The 16981-nt window shown below is 72.9% G+C and carries 16 protein-coding genes; 10 read left to right on the top strand and 6 right to left on the bottom strand.

Annotated features, from left to right (window positions below):
- Nucleotides 1-42: 42 nt before the first annotated feature.
- The 6 genes from CHR28_RS32385 to CHR28_RS32360 all read left to right on the top strand — a co-directional run bounded on the left by CHR28_RS32385 (nt 43) and on the right by CHR28_RS32360 (nt 6029).
- Complete coding sequence (locus CHR28_RS32385; RefSeq protein WP_094057286.1) at nt 43-1263, top strand: prenyltransferase/squalene oxidase repeat-containing protein; 1221 nt, start codon at nt 43-45, stop codon at nt 1261-1263.
- On the top strand, nt 1260-1892 hold the full coding sequence (locus tag CHR28_RS32380; protein WP_094057285.1) for an SCO2322 family protein: 633 nt from the start codon (nt 1260-1262) through the stop codon (nt 1890-1892). Before CHR28_RS32385 ends, CHR28_RS32380 begins: the two co-directional genes overlap by 4 nt.
- Entirely contained in the window at nt 1885-2952 is a 1068-nt protein-coding gene (locus CHR28_RS32375) for a CbiQ family ECF transporter T component (protein ID WP_094057284.1), read from the top strand. Before CHR28_RS32380 ends, CHR28_RS32375 begins: the two co-directional genes overlap by 8 nt.
- The gene (locus CHR28_RS32370; RefSeq protein WP_094057283.1) at nt 2949-4607 is read left to right on the top strand and encodes an ABC transporter ATP-binding protein; all 1659 of its coding nucleotides are present in this window, start codon (nt 2949-2951) and stop codon (nt 4605-4607) included. Before CHR28_RS32375 ends, CHR28_RS32370 begins: the two co-directional genes overlap by 4 nt.
- Nucleotides 4604-5482: an ECF transporter S component gene (locus CHR28_RS32365; RefSeq protein ID WP_094057282.1), complete on the top strand. Its 879-nt coding sequence runs from the start codon at nt 4604-4606 to the stop codon at nt 5480-5482. Before CHR28_RS32370 ends, CHR28_RS32365 begins: the two co-directional genes overlap by 4 nt.
- A 130-nt stretch (nt 5483-5612) precedes the next feature.
- Entirely contained in the window at nt 5613-6029 is a 417-nt protein-coding gene (locus tag CHR28_RS32360) for a transglycosylase SLT domain-containing protein (protein ID WP_179272628.1), read from the top strand.
- A 124-nt stretch (nt 6030-6153) separates the two neighbouring features.
- Here the strand turns inward: CHR28_RS32360 and CHR28_RS32355 are convergent, their stop codons facing one another.
- Complete coding sequence (locus CHR28_RS32355) at nt 6154-7389, bottom strand: cytochrome P450 (protein ID WP_094057280.1); 1236 nt, start codon at nt 7387-7389, stop codon at nt 6154-6156.
- A 230-nt stretch (nt 7390-7619) separates the two neighbouring features.
- Here CHR28_RS32355 and CHR28_RS32350 point away from each other — a divergent pair, with 230 nt between their 5' ends.
- Nucleotides 7620-8789 (top strand): steroid 3-ketoacyl-CoA thiolase, encoded by a 1170-nt coding sequence (locus CHR28_RS32350; protein ID WP_094057279.1) that lies wholly within the window; start codon nt 7620-7622, stop codon nt 8787-8789.
- On the opposite strand, the gene CHR28_RS32345 is transcribed toward CHR28_RS32350, so the two are convergent.
- Together CHR28_RS32345 and CHR28_RS32340 are read right to left on the bottom strand one after the other, a co-directional pair.
- Entirely contained in the window at nt 8773-8952 is a 180-nt protein-coding gene (locus tag CHR28_RS32345; RefSeq protein ID WP_256984534.1) for a DUF397 domain-containing protein, read from the bottom strand. The genes CHR28_RS32350 and CHR28_RS32345 overlap by 17 nt on opposite strands.
- A complete protein-coding gene (locus tag CHR28_RS32340; RefSeq protein WP_094057277.1) occupies nt 8939-9766 on the bottom strand; it encodes a helix-turn-helix domain-containing protein in 828 nt (275 codons plus the stop codon). Before CHR28_RS32340 ends, CHR28_RS32345 begins: the two co-directional genes overlap by 14 nt.
- Nucleotides 9767-9859: 93 nt before the next feature.
- Here CHR28_RS32340 and CHR28_RS32335 point away from each other — a divergent pair, with 93 nt between their 5' ends.
- Nucleotides 9860-10282: an ATP-binding protein gene (locus CHR28_RS32335; RefSeq protein ID WP_094057276.1), complete on the top strand. Its 423-nt coding sequence runs from the start codon at nt 9860-9862 to the stop codon at nt 10280-10282.
- Here CHR28_RS32335 and CHR28_RS32330 read toward each other — a convergent pair.
- Both CHR28_RS32330 and CHR28_RS32325 read right to left on the bottom strand, forming a co-directional pair.
- The gene (locus CHR28_RS32330) at nt 10269-11807 is read right to left on the bottom strand and encodes a glycosyltransferase family 39 protein (RefSeq protein WP_256984533.1); all 1539 of its coding nucleotides are present in this window, start codon (nt 11805-11807) and stop codon (nt 10269-10271) included. The two genes, CHR28_RS32335 and CHR28_RS32330, sit on opposite strands and share 14 nt — an antisense overlap.
- A gap of 74 nt (nt 11808-11881) precedes the next feature.
- Nucleotides 11882-13918 carry a bifunctional glycosyltransferase 87/phosphatase PAP2 family protein gene (locus CHR28_RS32325; RefSeq protein WP_373453410.1) on the bottom strand — a complete coding sequence of 679 codons (2037 nt, stop codon included), beginning with the start codon at nt 13916-13918 and terminating at the stop codon, nt 11882-11884.
- Between the two features lie 394 nt (nt 13919-14312).
- Here CHR28_RS32325 and proP point away from each other — a divergent pair, with 394 nt between their 5' ends.
- Nucleotides 14313-15698, top strand: a complete 1386-nt coding sequence (gene proP / locus CHR28_RS32320) for a glycine betaine/L-proline transporter ProP (protein WP_094057274.1) — start codon at nt 14313-14315, stop codon at nt 15696-15698.
- Nucleotides 15699-15793: 95 nt separating this feature from the next.
- Nucleotides 15794-16462, top strand: coding sequence for an O-methyltransferase (locus tag CHR28_RS32315; RefSeq protein ID WP_094057273.1), 669 nt, complete (start codon nt 15794-15796; stop codon nt 16460-16462).
- A gap of 56 nt (nt 16463-16518) precedes the next feature.
- Here CHR28_RS32315 and CHR28_RS32310 read toward each other — a convergent pair whose 3' ends face one another.
- Nucleotides 16519-16911, bottom strand: coding sequence for a hypothetical protein (locus CHR28_RS32310; RefSeq protein ID WP_094057272.1), 393 nt, complete (start codon nt 16909-16911; stop codon nt 16519-16521).
- Between the last annotated feature and the right edge of the window lie 70 nt (nt 16912-16981).

The raw sequence follows: 16981 nt of genomic DNA, 5'->3' as shown, positions 1-16981 counted from the left end.
CGCGCTGCCCGGCTCCCCCACAGGGAGAGGCACCCGCCGATCATGAACGTCCGCCGCAGCGCCGCGGTCCTGGCCGCCGTCGCCGTGATCGGCGCCGCCACCCCGGCCGCCGCCGACCCGTCCCCCTCGCCGTCCCAGGCGTTCCCCTCCGCCCTGTACGGCGACTCGGATCCGAAGTACGACGGTGTCTGGCGCCAGTCGCTCGCGTTGCTCGCGCAGGACACGGCCGGTGTGCGGCCGGCCGCGCAGTCCGTCGAGTGGCTGGTGCGCCAGCAGTGCGCCGACGGCGGCTTCGCCTCCTACCGCCCCGACCCCACCGCCGCCTGCGACGCCCAGACGCCGCTCGACACCAACGCCACCTCCGCCGCCGTGCAGGCCCTGGCCGCGCTCGGCGGGCACGACGGGGTCACCGGCAAGGCCGTCGCCTGGCTGAAGTCGGTCCAGAACGAGGACGGCGGCTGGGGCTACGCGCCCGGCGGCGCCAGCGACACCAACTCCACGTCGGTCGTCGTCGGCGCGCTCGCCGCCGCGGGCGAGAAGCCGGACCAGGTGGAGAAGGGCGGCAAGTCGCCCTACGACGCGCTGCTGAAGCTCGCCCTGCCCTGCGACGGGGACGGCGCCGGGGCGTTCGCGTTCCAGCCGGACAAGAAGGGCGGACTGACCGCCAACGCGGACGCCACGGCGGCCGGTGTCCTCGGCGCCCTGGGCCAGGGCATGGTGGTGAAGGCCGGCACGAAGAAGTCCGGCGCGAGCTGCGCCGAGCCGCGCACGCCGGAGCAGGCGGCGGCGAACGGGGCCGCGTACCTCACCTCCGCCCTCGGCAAGGACGACGACCACCTGATGTCGGCCCTGGCCGGTGCCGAGCCACAGCCCGACTTCGGCAACACCGCGGACGCGGTCGTGGCGCTGGCCGCGCGGGGCGAGACCGGGCAGGCGGAGAAGTCCGTGCGGTGGCTGGAGAAGAACTCCGCGGCCTGGGCGGCGCAGAGCGGCCCCGCCGCCTACGCCCAGCTGATCCTCGCCGCCCACGCGACGGGCACGGACCCGCGCGACTTCGGCGGCGCCGACCTGGTGAAGCAGCTCAACGAGACGGGCCCGGCCCCGCAGGCCGCCGCGGCATCCGACGCGGACGGGAAGGACGCCAAGGACGAGAAGAAGGACTCCGACTCGGTGTTCGGCGTGTGGTGGTACGTCGGGGTCTGCCTCGTCGCGGGCATCGGCATCGGGTTCCTGTTCACCGGCCGCCGGAAGCAGCAGCCGTGATCCGCCGGGCCGTTCTGCTCCTCCTGGCCTCGCTCCTGCTGGTCGCGGGCGCGGGCCAGGCGGCCCAGGCCGCCGGTTACCGCTACTGGTCGTTCTGGGAGCGCGACGGCGACCGCTGGGTCTACGCCACCCAGGGCCCGTCCACGGCCCGCCCCGCGGACGGCGACGTCCAGGGCCTGCGCTTCGCGGTGAGCGAGGACTCCTCGGACGCGGCCCGCCCGCGCGGCCGGGCCGCGTTCGAGACGATCTGCGCGCGGACACCGGCGAAGGAGGGCACCAAACGCGTCGCCCTGGTCCTGGACTTCGGCACCCCGGCGGACGCCCCCGAGGGCGAGACGCCGCCCCCGGCCCGTACGGCCTGCGCCCGGGTCTCCCCCGACGCGACGACCGCCGACGCCCTCGCCGCCGTGGCCAAGCCGCTGCGCTACGACACCAACGCCCTGCTGTGCGCGATCTCGGGCTACCCGGAGCAAGGCTGCGGCGAGCAGGTCGCGCAGAAGGAGCGGAAGCCGGCGGCGGAGCGGCAGGACCGGCCGGACGGCGGCCCGTCGCTCGGTCTGGTGGCGGGCCTCGGTCTGGTCGTCCTCCTGGGCGGAGCGGCGATCTGGCAGGTACGCCGACGTGGGTAGGCCGCTCCACCCCGGCGCGTGGTGGCTGTGGGCCCTCTCCCTGGGCACCGCGGCCACCCGCACCACCAACCCCCTCCTGCTCGCCCTGCTCGTCGCCGTCTCCGCGTACGTCGTGGCCACCCGCCGCCCGGACACCCCCTGGTCCCGCTCCTACGGCGCCTTCGTGAAGCTCGGCCTGGCGGTGCTGCTGATCCGTCTTCTGTTCGCGGTGCTCCTCGGCTCCCCCATCCCGGGCACGCACACCCTGTTCACCCTCCCCGAGGTCGCGCTGCCCGCCTGGGCGCAGGGCATCCGCCTCGGCGGCGAGGTCACCGCGGAGGCCGTGACCTTCGCGCTGTACGACGGTCTGAAACTGGCCACGCTGTTGATCTGCGTGGGCGCCGCGAACGCCCTCGCCAACCCCTCCCGCCTGCTGAAGTCCCTCCCGGGCGCGCTCTACGAGGTGGGCGTCGCGGTCGTCGTGGCCCTCACCTTCGCCCCCCACCTCATCGCCGACGTCCAGCGCCTGCGCGCCGCCCGCCGTCTGCGCGGCCGTCCCGACAAGGGCGTGCGGGGCCTGCTGCAGGTGGGCCTGCCGGTGCTGGAGGGCGCCCTGGAGCGTTCGGTCTCCCTCGCCGCGGCGATGGACGCCCGCGGCTACGGCCGTACCGCCCGGGTGCCCGCCGCAGTACGCCGCACCACCGCCGCCCTCACCCTCGGCGGTCTGCTCGGTGTGTGCGCGGGAACGTACGGGCTGCTCACGGCCGAGGGCGGCACCTACGGCCTGCCCGTGCTGCTGGCCGGTGTCGCCGCCGCCCTCGCGGGCCTGAGGCTCGGCGGCCGCCGTTCCCTGCGCACCCGCTACCGCCCGGACCGCTGGGACGTGCGCGCCTGGCTGGTCGTCGCCTCGGGCGTGGCGGTCGCGGCCCTGCTCACGCTCGCCTCCGTGCGCGATCCCGCCGCCCTGCATCCGGGCGTGGTGCCGCTCGTCGCGCCGGTTCTTCCCCTCTGGCCGGCGGCGGCCGTCCTCCTCGGCCTGCTGCCCGCGTTCGTCGCCCCCGATCCCAAGGAGCCGTCGTGATCCGCTTCGAGGACGTGTCCGTCACCTACGACGGGGCCGCCGAACCGACCGTCCGGGGCGTCGACTTCGAGGTCCCCGAGGGTGAACTCGTCCTGCTGGCGGGCCCGTCCGGGGTGGGCAAGTCGACCGTCCTGGGCGCGGTCAGCGGTCTCGTCCCGCACTTCACCGGCGGCACGCTGCGCGGCCGGGTCACCGTCGCCGGCCGCGACACCCGCACCCACAAGCCGCGTGAACTGGCCGACGTGGTGGGCACGGTCGGCCAGGACCCGCTCGCGCACTTCGTCACCGACACCGTCGAGGACGAACTCGCCTACGGCATGGAGTCGCTGGGCCTCGCCCCGGACGTGATGCGCCGCCGCGTCGAGGAGACGCTCGACCTGCTCGGCCTCGCGGACCTGCGCCACCGCCCGATCGCCACGCTCTCCGGCGGCCAGCGGCAGCGGGTCGCGATCGGCTCGGTGCTCACCCCGCACCCGGACGTCCTGGTCCTGGACGAGCCGACCTCCGCCCTGGACCCGGCGGCGGCCGAGGAGGTCCTGGCGGTGCTCCAGCGGCTCGTGCACGACCTCGGCACGACGGTCCTCATGGCCGAGCACCGTCTGGAACGGGTCATCCAGTACGCCGACCAGGTCGTCCTGCTGCCTGGCCCGGGCGCCGCCCCGGTGGTGGGCGCCCCGGCCGAGGTGATGGCCGTCTCGCCGGTGTACCCACCGGTGGTGGCCCTGGGCCGCCTGGCGGGCTGGACCCCGCTCCCGATGACGGTCCGCGACGCGAGGCGCAGGGCGGCAGACCTCAGACGCCGCCTGGAGAGCGACGCCCCTCAGGGGCGCGGGGAACTGCGCGACCAGCCCCAGCCCACCCGCACCCGCGAACGCTCCACGCCCCCCACCCCGGTAGGCGCACTCAAGGCCCTCTCGGTCACCCGCACCCGCATCCGGGCCCTCCGCGACGTCGACCTCACCATCACCCCCGGCGAGACCATCGCCCTCATGGGCCGCAACGGCGCCGGCAAGTCCACCCTGCTCAACTCCCTGGTCGGCCTGGTCACCCCCAGCTCGGGAACGGTCCTCCTCGGCGAAGCCGTCCCGCACCGCACCGCCCCGAAGGACCTCGTCCGCAAGGTCGGCCTGGTCCCGCAGGAACCCCGCGACCTGCTCTACGCCGACACCGTCGCCGCCGAGTGCGCGGCGGCCGACCGGGACGCGGGCGCGGCCCCCGGCACCTGCCGGGCCCTGGTCACCGAGCTGCTCCCGGGCGTCACCGACGACACCCACCCGCGGGACCTGTCGGAGGGGCAGCGGCTCGCGCTGGCCCTGGCCGTGGTGCTGACGGCCCGGCCCCCGCTGCTCCTGCTGGACGAGCCGACCCGGGGCCTGGACTACGCGGCGAAGGCCCGGCTGGTCACGGTGGTGCGCGGCCTGGCCTCCGCGGGCCACGCCATCGTGCTGGCCACGCACGACGTGGAACTGGCGGCGGAGCTCGCGCACCGGGTGGTGCTGCTCGCCGAGGGCGAGGTGATCGCGGACGGCCCGACGGCGGACGTCGTGGTCTCCTCCCCGTCCTTCGCCCCGCAGGTCACCAAGATCCTGGCCCCGCAGCAGTGGCTCACGGTCTCCCAGGTCCGCGCGGCCCTCGGTCCCGAGGGCGCCGCGTGAGCCCGCAGCGGCAGGCGCGGGCCGTCCGCCTCGGCCCCCGCTCGCTCGCCGCCCTCGTCCTGGTCAGTGCCGTCGGGGTGGCCGGCTTCGGCTGGCCGTTCCTCGCGCCGCCGGACTCGCGGCTCGGCGCGCACGCGCAGGACGCGCCCTGGCTCTTCGCGGGCCTGCTGGTGCTGCTGGTGGCGGTCGTGGGCGCGGCGATCTCGGAGTCGGGGCTGGGCCCGAAGGCGGTGGCGATGCTCGGTGTGCTGGCCGCGGCGGGCGCGGCCCTGCGGCCGATCGGCGCCGGGACGGCCGGGATCGAGCCGATGTTCTTCCTGATGGTGCTGAGTGGCCGGGTGCTGGGGCCGGGCTTCGGTTTCGTCCTCGGCTCGGTGACGATGTTCGCCTCCGCGCTGCTCACGGGCGGAGTGGGGCCCTGGCTGCCGTTCCAGATGCTGGCGATGGGCTGGTTCGCCATGGCCGCGGGACTGCTGCCCGGCCCGGACCGGCTGCGTGGCCGGGCGGAGCTCGCGCTGCTCGCGGCGTACGGCTTCCTCGCGGCCTTCGCCTACGGCACGGTGATGAACCTGGCGGGCTGGCCCTTCATGAGCGCCCTCGCCTCGAACGTCGCCTTCGACCCGCACGCCGGTGTGGCCACGAACCTGGCCCGTTTCGTCGCCTACTGCCTGGCGACCTCGCTCGGCTGGGACCTGGGCCGGGCGCTCGTCACGGTCGTCCTGACCCTCACCCTCGGCCCGGCGGTCCTGCGGGCGCTGCGCCGGGCCACACGGCGGGCGGCCTTCGAGACGCCGGTCACGTTCGACCGGCCCGAAGAGAAGCCGGGGAGTGAAGCCCCCCACATGACCCGCGTCACGTACGAAGCGGGGCCGTAGGCACAAGGCCCGGTCAGGGGAACCGAGCGCCCCGCCCATGCGGCCATACCTAGTAAAAGGGTTCATTGCGGGCATCCCGGCGGGCCTGTTTCTGTGGAGCACCGCCCCGCCCACCGTCGAAAGGTCGCCTGTGCCCGCCGCTTCCGTCCTCCGCCGCGCCGCCACCCCGAAGAAGGCCCTCGCCGCCGCTGCCCTGGCCGCCGCCACCTGCGGCACCCTGATCGCCGCCGGGCCCGCCCAGGCCGCGCCCACGGGAGCCTCCTCGGCGCAGGCGGTCGCGCAGAAGATGATCGGCGACGACGCGCAGTACCAGTGCTTCTCGAAGATCGTCGAGCAGGAGAGCCACTGGGACGTGAACGCGCAGAACGCCTCCAGCGGCGCCTACGGCCTGGTCCAGGCCCTGCCGGGCTCCAAGATGGCCTCGGCCGGGTCCGACTGGAAGACCAACGCGGCCACGCAGATCGAGTGGGGCCTGGACTACATGAAGGACCGCTACGGCAGTGCCTGCGGCGCCTGGGAGTTCTGGCAGACCAACCACTGGTACTGAGCCGGCCGGCCACTGGCACTGAACCGGCCGACCACTGGCACCGAGCCGGACCCACCCCCCTGACCGAAGGCGGCGGCCCCCTGATCCCCGGGGCCGTCGCCTTCGCCCATGCCCGGAGCGGCGGTCAGCCCGCGCTGACCGGCAGCTCCTTCACCCCGTTGATCCACGCCGAGCGCAGCCGCCGCGGGTCCCCGACCAGGGTCAGCCCGGGCATCGCGTCGGCGATCGCGGTGAAGATGAGGTCGATCTCCAGCACGGCCAGGGACTTGCCGAGGCAGTAGTGGGGTCCGCCCCCGCCGAAGCCGAGGTGCGGGTTGGGGTCGCGGGTGATGTCGAAGGTGTCCGGGTCGTCGAAGACCTCGGGGTCGTGGTTGGCGGAGGCGTAGAACAGACCCAGCCGGTCGCCCTCGCGGATCCGCTTGCCGCCCAGTTCCGTGTCCCGGGTGGCGGTGCGCTGGAAGGCGGCCACCGGGGTCGCCCAGCGGACGATCTCCTCCGCCGCCGTCGCCGGGCGCTCCTGCTTGTACAGCTCCCACTGGCCGGGGTGGGTGAGGAAGGCGTGCATGCCGTGCGTGATGGCGTTGCGGGTGGTCTCGTTGCCCGCGACGGCGAGCATCAGCACGAAGAAGCCGAACTCGTCGGAGCTGAGGTTGCCCTCGTCCTCCGCCGCGACCAGCTGCGTGACGATGTCGTGGGCGGGGCACTGCTTGCGGTCGGCCGCCATGTTCATCGCGTAGGCGATGATCTCCGTGGCCGACTCGGCGCCGACCTCCTCGGTGAGGGCGTACTCGGGGTCGTCGTACGCGATCATCTTGTTGGACCAGTCGAAGATCTTGTCCCGGTCCTCCTGCGGCACGCCGATGAGCTCGGCGATGGCCTGCAGGGGCAGTTCACAGGCGACCTGGGTGACGAAGTCGAACGGCCCGTCCTGCGCGGCGGCGTGCTCGACGATGGCGTGGGCCCGGGCCCGCAGCCGCTCCTCCAGCGCCCGGATCGCCCGGGGCGTGAAACCGCGCTGCACGATCTGCCGGACCCGGGTGTGCTCGGGCGGGTCCATGTTGAGCAGGATCAGCCGTTGCGCGTCGATGGCCTCGCGCTGGATGTGCTCGTTGAAGCGGATGATCGCCGTGTTGAGGGTCGACGAGAACAACTCGGGGTGCGTGGAGACGTACTTGACGTCGGCGTGCCGGGTGACGGCCCAGTAGCCCTCGTCCTGGAAGCCGGCCAGGCCCGCGGGCTGCGGCACCCAGCAGACCGGTTCGGCCCGGCGCAGCTCGGCGAACTCCGGCAGGGGCACGCGGCGGTGCAGCAGATCCGGATCGGTGAAGTCGAACCCCTCGGGCAGCGCGGGACAGGGCATGGGCGGCTCCCACCACTCGTACCGACTGGACACGCCGACGGATCTCTGACGGCCCATCAGCTGTGCGGAGTTGCGGTGACGGTAGTAACGGGTTCTACAAGTAGCAAGAGCCATGGGCGCCCCAATTGCCCGCACGACCCTTGCGGTCGGCGAGTGGACCTCAGCACACTTCTCCCAGAACTAGAACGCGTACTAGTTCCGCTGAGCCCTCCCGGAGAGGACCCGCACCCATGGCTGCCGAACCCGTGATCGTCGAAGCCGTCCGCACCCCCATCGGCAAGCGCGGCGGCGCGCTCGCCCATCTGCACCCGGCCTACCTCCTGGGTGAGACCTACCGCGAGCTGCTGGGCCGCACCGGCATCCCGGCCGACTGCGTGGAGCAGGTCGTCGGCGGCACGGTCACGCACGCGGGCGAGCAGTCCATGAACCCGGCGCGCACGGCCTGGCTCACCATGGGGCTCCCCTACGAGACGGCGGCGACGACCGTGGACGCGCAGTGCGGGTCCTCCCAGCAGGCCTCGCACATGGTGGCCAACATGGTCGCGGCGGGCGTGATCGACGTCGGCATCTCCTGCGGCGTGGAGTCCATGTCGCGGGTGCCGCTCGGCTCGGGCTCCAAGCACGGGCCCGGCAAGCCGTTCCCGGACGAGTGGAACGTCGACCTGCCCAACCAGTTCGAGGCCGCCGAGCGCATCGCCCGGCACCGCGGCCTGACCCGCGCGGACGTCGACGCGCTGGGACTGCTCTCCCAGCAACGGGCCGCGCATGCCTGGGCGGAGGAGCGTTTCAAACGAGAGACGTTCGCGGTCCAGGTCCCCACGACGGAGGAGGAGCAGCACGCGGGGCAGGGCATGTGGCGCCTGGTCGACAGGGACGAGGGCCTGCGCGACACGTCCGCGGAGGCACTCGCCTCACTGAAGCCGATCATGCCGACGGCGGTGCACACGGCCGGCAACTCGTCGCAGATCTCGGACGGGGCGGCGGCGATCATGTGGGCGTCGAAGCGGATGGCCAGGGCCCTGAAGCTGCGGCCCCGGGCCCGGATCGTGGCGCAGGCCCTGGTGGGCTCCGACCCCCACTTCCACCTCGACGGCCCGATCGACGCGACCAACGCGGTGCTGGGCAAGGCCGGGATGTCCCTGCGGGACATCGACCTCGTCGAGATCAACGAGGCGTTCGCGTCGGTCGTGCTGAGCTGGGCGCGGGTCTTCGAGCAGGACCTGGAGAAGGTGAACGTCAACGGCGGCGCGATCGCGCTCGGGCACCCGGTGGGGGCCACCGGGGCCCGGCTCATCACGACGGCGCTGCATGAACTGGAGCGCGCGGACAAGGAGTTCGCGCTGATCACGATGTGCGCGGGCGGCGGCCTGGCCACCGGCACGATCATTCAGCGGTTGTAGACGTCCAGTCGACGAAGGTGGTGAACGCGGCGGGGTCGAGCGTGAGCACCGGTCCCGCCGGGTTCTTGGAGTCGCGTATCGCGACGGCGGCGTGCGGGGTTTCGGCGACTTCGAGGCATTGACCGCCTTGGTCACCGCTGTAGGACGACTTACGCCACTGCATCTCCATAGCGTTCCTCCATTACGCGCCGGATGAGCTCCGCCGAGTCGTTGAGGGAAAGCGCGGCAGCCCGCAGGTGATCGTAACGGAGCGAACACTCCCTGGCCGTGTCCGGGTTCGCGGTCGGATACCCGCTGCCGTACCCCTCCGTGTAGACGATGGTGGGGTCGCCGGCAAAGCGGTAGACGTCGAACGAGCCTTGCAGTCCGGCGTGCGCACCCGCGGAGAACGGCAGCACCTGGACGTTGATCCGGGGGTTGCCCTGGAACGACAACAGGTGTGCCAGTTGCTCCCGCATGACCTGCGGACCGCCGATCTCCAGGTGCAGAGCGGCTTCACTGAGGACGGCCCAGAAGACCGGCGGGTCCGCCCTCTCGAAGACCCTCCGGCGAGCCAGACGCACCTCCGTGCGGTCGTCCAGGTCCGTCTGGTCCAGCGCGCCGAGTACGGCCCGCGCGTACCCCGGGGTCTGGAGCAGCCCGAGGACCATGTGCGTCTGGAAGGAGCAGATCTCCGTGGCCCGCACCTCCAGCTCCGCCACCTGCTGGAACCAGGCCGGAAGCCGACTGCGCAGCACCAGGTCAACGAGCCGGGAGAACATGCCGTCCGTGCCCAGCGCCGCATCCGCCCGTTCGCTGAACTCCGGCGTCGGGACCTTGCGGGCCGTCTCGATCTGCCCCACGAGTGAGCCGGTGTAGTTGAGGATCCCCCCGAGTTGCTTCAGCGTCAGCCCGGCCGCCTCCCTGTGGCGGCGCAGCTCGTAGCCGTAGTAGTCGAGCGGGGAGGCACCCGGGTCAAGGGCGTTGATGTGGGTCACGGCAGAAGCCCCTCTCACGCAACCCGGCCCACCACGGGACCGGTTGTATCCGTTCCGTAGCCGAGGGTAGTCACCGCACGTCAGCCTCGTCCCGTGAACGAATACATTCCCGCCCGGTACGCGTTGCGCCTCACCGTCGGCGCGCACGCCCCCCGGCACATCCGCCGTATCGCCCGCTCGTTCCTCTCCGCGTGGGGCATGCCCGAGCTGTCCGACGCCGTGGAGCTGGGCGTGACCGAGCTGCTCGCCAACGTCGTACGGCACGTCCCCGACCGGCGCTGCGAGGTGCTGTTGCTGCGACAGCGGGCCGGCGTACGGGTGGAGGTCACGGACGGCAGCGACGAACTGCCGCGTACCCCGGCCTCCTTGGCGGACGAGTCCGAGGGCGGCCGGGGTCTGCTCCTGCTGGACGCCGTGGTCGACAAGTGGGGCGTGTCGCTGGAGTCCGGCGGCGGGAAGACCGTCTGGTTCGAATGCACCTTCGGGAACGACATGGCCGTCTTCAGCAGGTACTGACCCCCCGCCGTACGTACACCACCACCTGCGCCCCGTGCACCCGAACCCGCTCACACTCCGTGAAGTACTCCCTCAGGACCCGGCGTTTCAACTTCTCGCCCGGGAAGGGGTCCCGTGGCTGTCCCGCCGGGTCCTGCAAGGCGATGAGCCGGTCGGAGGCCAGGATGGTGCGGCGCAGGGCGGACGGCGTGAGTTCCGTGCCGTGCAGGGTGTCGGACTGCTCCGGGGGCCGCGCCAGGGCGAGGTCGTGCAGGCGGTCGTAGACCTCGGGGTACGGCAGGAGCCACTCGCGGCGTCGGGACGGCATGAACAGGACCCCGTCCCCCGGGCGTGCCGATCGCTCCACCGTGCGCGCCACCGCCACCACGTCGTCCTTGCGGCTCTCGGGGGAGCGCACGCGCGACGACCACGGCAGCAGCACCGCGACCGCCAGAGTCGCCGCCACGCACTCCGTGACAAGCCTCAGCGGCGGGACGAGCCGGTGGCGTCGCCCGATCGCCCACGCCAGCGCCGCCCCGGCCGGCAGCGCCAGGCCCGTCATGCCGTACAGCACGTACCGGTCGACGTACCACGGCCTCACGAGTGAGATCGTCATCAGCAGCCCGGCCGGGGCGATCAGCAGCGGCAGTGCGAGGCGGGTGAGGGCGGCCGCACCGGGGTGGCGGACCGTTACGAGGAGGCGGCACAGCAGCGCCGAAGGCACCGAGAGCCCCGCGAAGAGCAGCCACGCGCCCGCCTTCGGGCGGCCCAGCCACCCCAGTTGGGCCTCGGCCTGGCCGACGCTGATCACCGCCAGGGGAAGCAGACTCAGGACGACGGCGGCCACCGCGACCGCCCATCGGCGCACCTCCCGCCGTCCCGCACCGGACCACCACAGCGTCACCCCGTGCGCGACCAGCGCCGGCGCGGCGAACTCGTGCAGCCAGCAAGCGACGGCCAGGGCGACGGCGTAAGCCGTCCACCAGCGGCGGCCGGAGCCGGCCGTGGCACGCAGGAAGAAGTACGTGGACCAGGTGACACCCGCCGTGACCAGGGCGTACGAGCGTCCTTCCTGGGCGTACTGCTGGACGATCGGCAGTACCGCGAAGACCAGCCCGGCGAGGAGGCCCGCCCGGTGGCCCGAAAGCCGTGCGCCGATCGCTCCTACCCCGGCCGCGGCCAGGGCCATGCCGAGCACCGAGGGCAGCCTCAGGGCGACGAGCCCGCCGTCCCACACCGCGAACACGGCGTGCATGAGGAGGTAGTACAGGCCGTGCACGGCGTCGATCTCGCCGAGCAGGCCCCACAGTTCACCGAGCGGCCGGTGCGCGACCTGATACGTGACGGACTCGTCGCGCCACATGCTGCCCTGCCGCTCGATGCCCCACAGACCGAGGGCCAGGGCGGCCAGGGCCGGTGACGCGATGGGGGCCGCCTGTCTCCAGCGGCCTGCCGGCGGTTCCGGCCGGGGTGACGAGGGGTGCGGGCGGCGGGGGCCGGGGATCGTGCCCGTGGCGTCCCTGTGCTGGGTGATGGCTGCCTCCACAGACGCGGGGAGCGCGGATCCGCTTGGTGAGACGCACTCCGCACCCACGGGGATGCCTGGGGAGGGTCAACTCCTCATCGGTGTACCGGCTTTCGCTCCGGTTCCCGATCGTTTCCGGCCGCTGCGGCGGTGACGGCCCGCGGCCCCTGCAGCACATACGTCAGCCCGAACCCCGCGGCCACCACCACCGCTCCCCCCACCGCGTCCAGCACCCAGTGATTGGCCGTGACCACGATCGCCGAGGCCGTGAGGAGCGGGTGCAGCATCCCCAGCGCCTTCAGCCACCACCGCGGCGCCAGCACCGCGATCACCACGCCGCACCACAGGGACCAGCCGAAGTGCAGGGAGGGCATGGCCGCGTACTGGTTGGTGAGGGCCGTGAGCGTGCCGTAGTCGGGCTGGGAGAAGTCCTGCACGCCGTGGACGGTGTCGATGAACCCCATGGTCGGCATCAGCCGGGGCGGGGCCAGCGGGTAGAGCCAGAAGCCGGCCAGGGCTAGCAGGGTGGTGATGCCGAGGGCGGAGCGGGCCCAGCGGTAGTCGGCGGGGCGGCGCCAGTAGAGGACCGCGAGGACGGTCAGCGGGACGACGAAGTGGAAGGACGTGTAGTACTGGTCGAAGAAGTCGCGCAGCCAGCCGATCCCGGCGACCGTGTGGTTGGCCCAGTGCTCGATGTCGATGCGCAGGGCCCGTTCCAGGCCGTGGATCTGCGCGCCGTGTTCCTCGGCCTCGGCCCGCCCGGCCGAGTTGCTGCCCCCGGTGGCGGCGAGGCGGACCTGGGAGTAGGCGGCGTAGGTGACCCGCAGCAGGAGCAGTTCGAGCAGCAGGTTCGGCCGGGTGAGGACCCGGCGCAGGAACGGCAGCAGTGGCACGTGCCGGAAGCGGGACGCGGCGGCGGGCGCGTACCGCGCCGGCAGGGGCGTCCGGTAGTACGGCGAGGTGCGCGACAGGAACGGCACGGCGGTGGCGGCGGCGAGGGCGGCCAGCAGGACGACGTTGTCCCGCAGCGGCGCGAGGACCGTCAGGTTCGGCAGGATCATCTTCGCCGGCAGGGTCGTCACCAGGACGACCGTCACCGGCCACACGTACCGGTCCGAGGCGCGGCGGCCCACCCTGCCGACGACGGTGAGCAGCACCCACAGCAGCTGGTGCTGCCAGGCCGTGGGCGAGACGACGATCGCGGCGCAGCCGGTGACGGCGACGGCGAGCAGCGGCTGGCCGTCGCGGAAGCAGCGCACCGCCCGGCGCAGGGCCAGGACGGCGACGGCCGCGCCGAGGGTGAGGAAGAGGGCGATCTCCGGCGGGCCGCTCAGGCCGAGCCGGAGCAGGGCGCCGTGCAGGGACTGGTTGGCGAGGTCGTCGGCCGGGCCGCCGAGGCCCGCGCCCGCCATGTGGTGGACCCAGTAACGGTGGGAGTCGTGCGGCATGGCCGCCCAGGCGAGGCCGGTGCCGGCGGCGAAGGTGGCGCCGGCGGCGAGGGCGGCGCGTCTGCGGCCGGTGCACCACAGCAGGGGCGTGAACAGCAGCAGGGTGGGCTGGAGCGCCGCCGCGACGCCGATGAGCAGACCGCTGAGCCGCTGGCCGCGGGCGACGAAGCAGCCCAGCAGGACGAGCAGGACCGGCACGATGCTGGTCTGGCCGAGCCACAGGGTGTTGCGGACCGGCAGGGACAGCATGAGCAGGCTGATGGCGACGGGGGCGGCCAGCAGCGCCGTGCGGCGGCCGACCGGCTGGGGCAGCGCCCGGGCGGCGATCAGGCCGAGGGCGACGACCAGCAGCAGTGTGCCGAAGGTCCAGCCCCAGCCGAGGGCCTGTTCGGCCGCACGGGTGAGGGGCTTGAGGACGAGGCCGCCGAAGGGCGTGCCGGTGAAGCGGGTCGAGTCGTAGAGGGAGCCGGTCATGTGCAGGACGCCGTCCGGTCCGAGCCAGGTCTCCAGGTCCGTGAGCCGTTCGCCGCGCGGGGTGGCGAGGACGACGGCGACCTGCCGGGCCGCGAGGACGGCGGCGATCAGCCACAGGCCGAGCCGGGCGGCTCTCAGGCGCGGGTGGGCTCCCCCGACGGCTGTCGCTCCGAAGGCTTCCGCCGGTCGTCCGCCGTGATCCGCACTCATCACGCCTCGTCGGCCTCCCGCCCCGGTTCATCCCGCATGTCCGAGATGCGGGATTTCCTCCGCGAACCCTAAGGGGCGTACGGCGCCCCCGGGGGGAAGACGCGGGCCACCCCGGGTTCACCTGACATATGTCGTCCTTTTTCCGGATGACGATAATCCGGGCGACTTGCACCCGCCTCTCCGCGACGCGAGAAGGGTCACATCGCGATCTGGTGGGAACCGCGCCCGAGTGGGCAGACGCACCAGCGCAACCACGTTTTACGTGCAGCCTGCAACGATCGGCACACCGCCCGTAACCGGCGTAAACCCGCCTATCGTCGCTTTTCGGCCCGTACGACAGCGCCGCCGCGCGGGACCGCGTCCCTGTCCCCGTCGAAAGGTAGGCGAGCGAGTCTTGTCGACTGCCTCAGTCGTCACCCCCGCGTCCGTCCTGAAGAACCGTTCCGCGAAAGCCCCCGACGCCACCGTCACCGACCCCGCGCTCGTCCGGCGCGCGGTGAAGGCGGCCGCGCTGGGCAACGCGATGGAATGGTTCGACTTCGGTGTCTACAGCTACATCGCGGTCACGCTGGGCAAGGTCTTCTTCCCCTCCGGCAACCCCACCGCCCAGTTGCTCTCCACCTTCGGCGCCTTCGCCGCGGCCTTCCTGGTCCGCCCCCTCGGCGGCATGGTCTTCGGCCCGCTCGGCGACCGCGTCGGCCGCCAGAAGGTCCTCGCCCTGACCATGATCATGATGGCCGTGGGCACCTTCGCGATCGGTCTGATCCCGTCGTACGCGACGATCGGTGTCGGCGCGCCGGTCCTGCTGCTCGCGGCCCGCCTGGTGCAGGGCTTCTCCACCGGCGGCGAGTACGCCGGCGCCTCGACCTTCATCGCCGAGTACGCCCCCGACAAGCGGCGCGGCTTCCTCGGCAGCTGGCTGGAGTTCGGCACGCTCGCCGGCTACATCGGCGGCGCGGGCCTGGTCACGCTGATGACCGCCCTGCTCTCCGCCGACGACCTCACGTCCTGGGGCTGGCGCGTGCCGTTCCTGATCGCGGGCCCGATGGGCCTCATCGGCCTGTACCTGCGGATGCGCCTGGAGGAGACCCCGGCCTTCGCCGCCGAGGTCGCCAAGGCCGAGAAGGACCGGCCCAAGGTGCCGCTGCGCGAGATGGTCACCGGCCAGTGGCGGGCGCTGCTGCTCTGCGTCGGCCTGGTGCTGGTCTTCAACGTCACCGACTACATGCTGCTGTCGTACATGCCGAGCTACCTGACCAGCGAGCTCCACTACGACGAGACGCACGGTCTGCTCGTCGTGCTCGGTGTGATGACGCTGATGATGATCGTCCAGCCGTTCGCCGGCGCGCTCACCGACCGCGTCGGCCGCCGCCCGGTGATCGCCGCGGGCTGCGCGGGCTTCCTGCTGCTGTCCGTCCCGGCCCTGCTGCTGATCCGCGAGGGCAGCCTGCTCGCGGTCGCGCTCGGCATGGGCGCCCTGGGCCTGCTGCTGGTCTGCTTCACGGCCGCGATGCCCTCGGCCCTGCCGGCGCTGTTCCCGACCAGGGTCCGCTACGGCTCGCTGTCCATCGGCTTCAACGTCTCCGTGTCGCTGTTCGGCGGCACGACCCCGCTGGTGGTCACGGCCCTGATCGGCGCGACCGGGGACATGATGATGCCCGCGTACTACATGATGGCCGCGGCCGTGATCGGCGGTTTCGCGGTGTGGCGCATGGCGGAGTCGGCGGGACGCCCGCTGCCCGGCTCGGCGCCCTCGGTGGCCGGTCGACACGCGGAGTGAGAAGCCACTGACAGCGAAGGCCGCACCAACTATCGTCGTCAGCGCCAGTAGTTAGACACGCTAACCATGCGCGGACGTACGAGAGGCAGGGATGCATGAGCGAGTCGCACGTCTGGGACGAGGTCGACGCCTACTTCACCGACCGGCTCGCCCCGGACGACGAAGCCCTGGCGGCCGCCCTGCGCGACAGCGACGCCGCCGGGCTTCCGCACATCAACGTGGCGGGCAACCAGGGCAAGCTCCTGCAGCTCCTGGCCCAGATCCAGGGCGCACGCCACATCCTGGAGATCGGCACGCTCGGCGGGTACAGCACCATCTGGCTGGCCCGCGCCCTGCCCGCCGACGGGCGGCTGGTCTCCCTGGAGTACGACCCCCGGCACGCCGAGGTCGCCGTCCGCAACATCGCCCGCGCCGGGCTCGACCGGCTCGTCGAGGTGCGGGTCGGGCCGGCCCTGGAGTCACTGCCCCAGCTGGCCGACGAGAACCCGCCGCCGTTCGACCTGGTCTTCATCGACGCCGACAAGGTCAACAACCCGCACTACGTGGAGTGGGCGCTCAAGCTCACCAGCACGGGCAGCCTGATCGTCCTCGACAACGTGGTGCGCGGCGGCCGGGTCGTCGACGCCGCCGCCACCGCTCCCGACGTGACGGGCACCCGCGCCGCGATCGACCTGATCGCCGAGCATCCGAGGCTGAGCGGCACGGCGATCCAGACGGTCGGCATGAAGGGCTACGACGGCTTCGCGCTGGCCCGGGTGGTGTGAGCGCGGGCCGTCGGGTGCCGTGACCCAGGGCCGTCCGATGCCGTACGCCCCGGCCGTCACACCTCGTGGAAGAAGCCCACGTTGACGCTCCGCGGGGCGGTGCGGTCCTGCACGACCAGCTCACCGCTGCCGCCCCGGGGCAGCGGGACGGTGCCGCCGTAGGCGAGCGGCTGGGTGTACTCGCCGATCGTCAGGCGGACCTCGGAGGACGGGTCGGGCTGGGAGCCGCGCAGCCAGGTGACCTGCCAGGTGCCGTCGGGCCCGCACAGGAACTCCAGGTGGACGCGGGAGACGAACAGCCAGTCGTCCGGGGTGCTGAGCCGGCACACCGACTTGTCGCGGCCCACCCGCAGCACGGCACCCGGCTCGCTGGGCGCGTCGGCCATGAGCATGCCGGCCGTGGCACCCTCCTCCGCCGCGGACACGGCGGCCATGGTGAGTTCGAGCACGTGCGCTCCTCCTGAGACGTCCCGGTGGGTCTGCAAGCCCGCCGAATGATAGAACGCCCAGTTGCGCCGT

Origin of the sequence: Streptomyces sp. XY006 (genome assembly GCF_002237655.1) — a bacterium.
GTDB lineage: Bacteria > Actinomycetota > Actinomycetes > Streptomycetales > Streptomycetaceae > Streptomyces > Streptomyces levis.
Note: the sequence above shows the minus strand (reverse complement) of the source record. Positions and strands in the feature narration are given on the sequence as shown.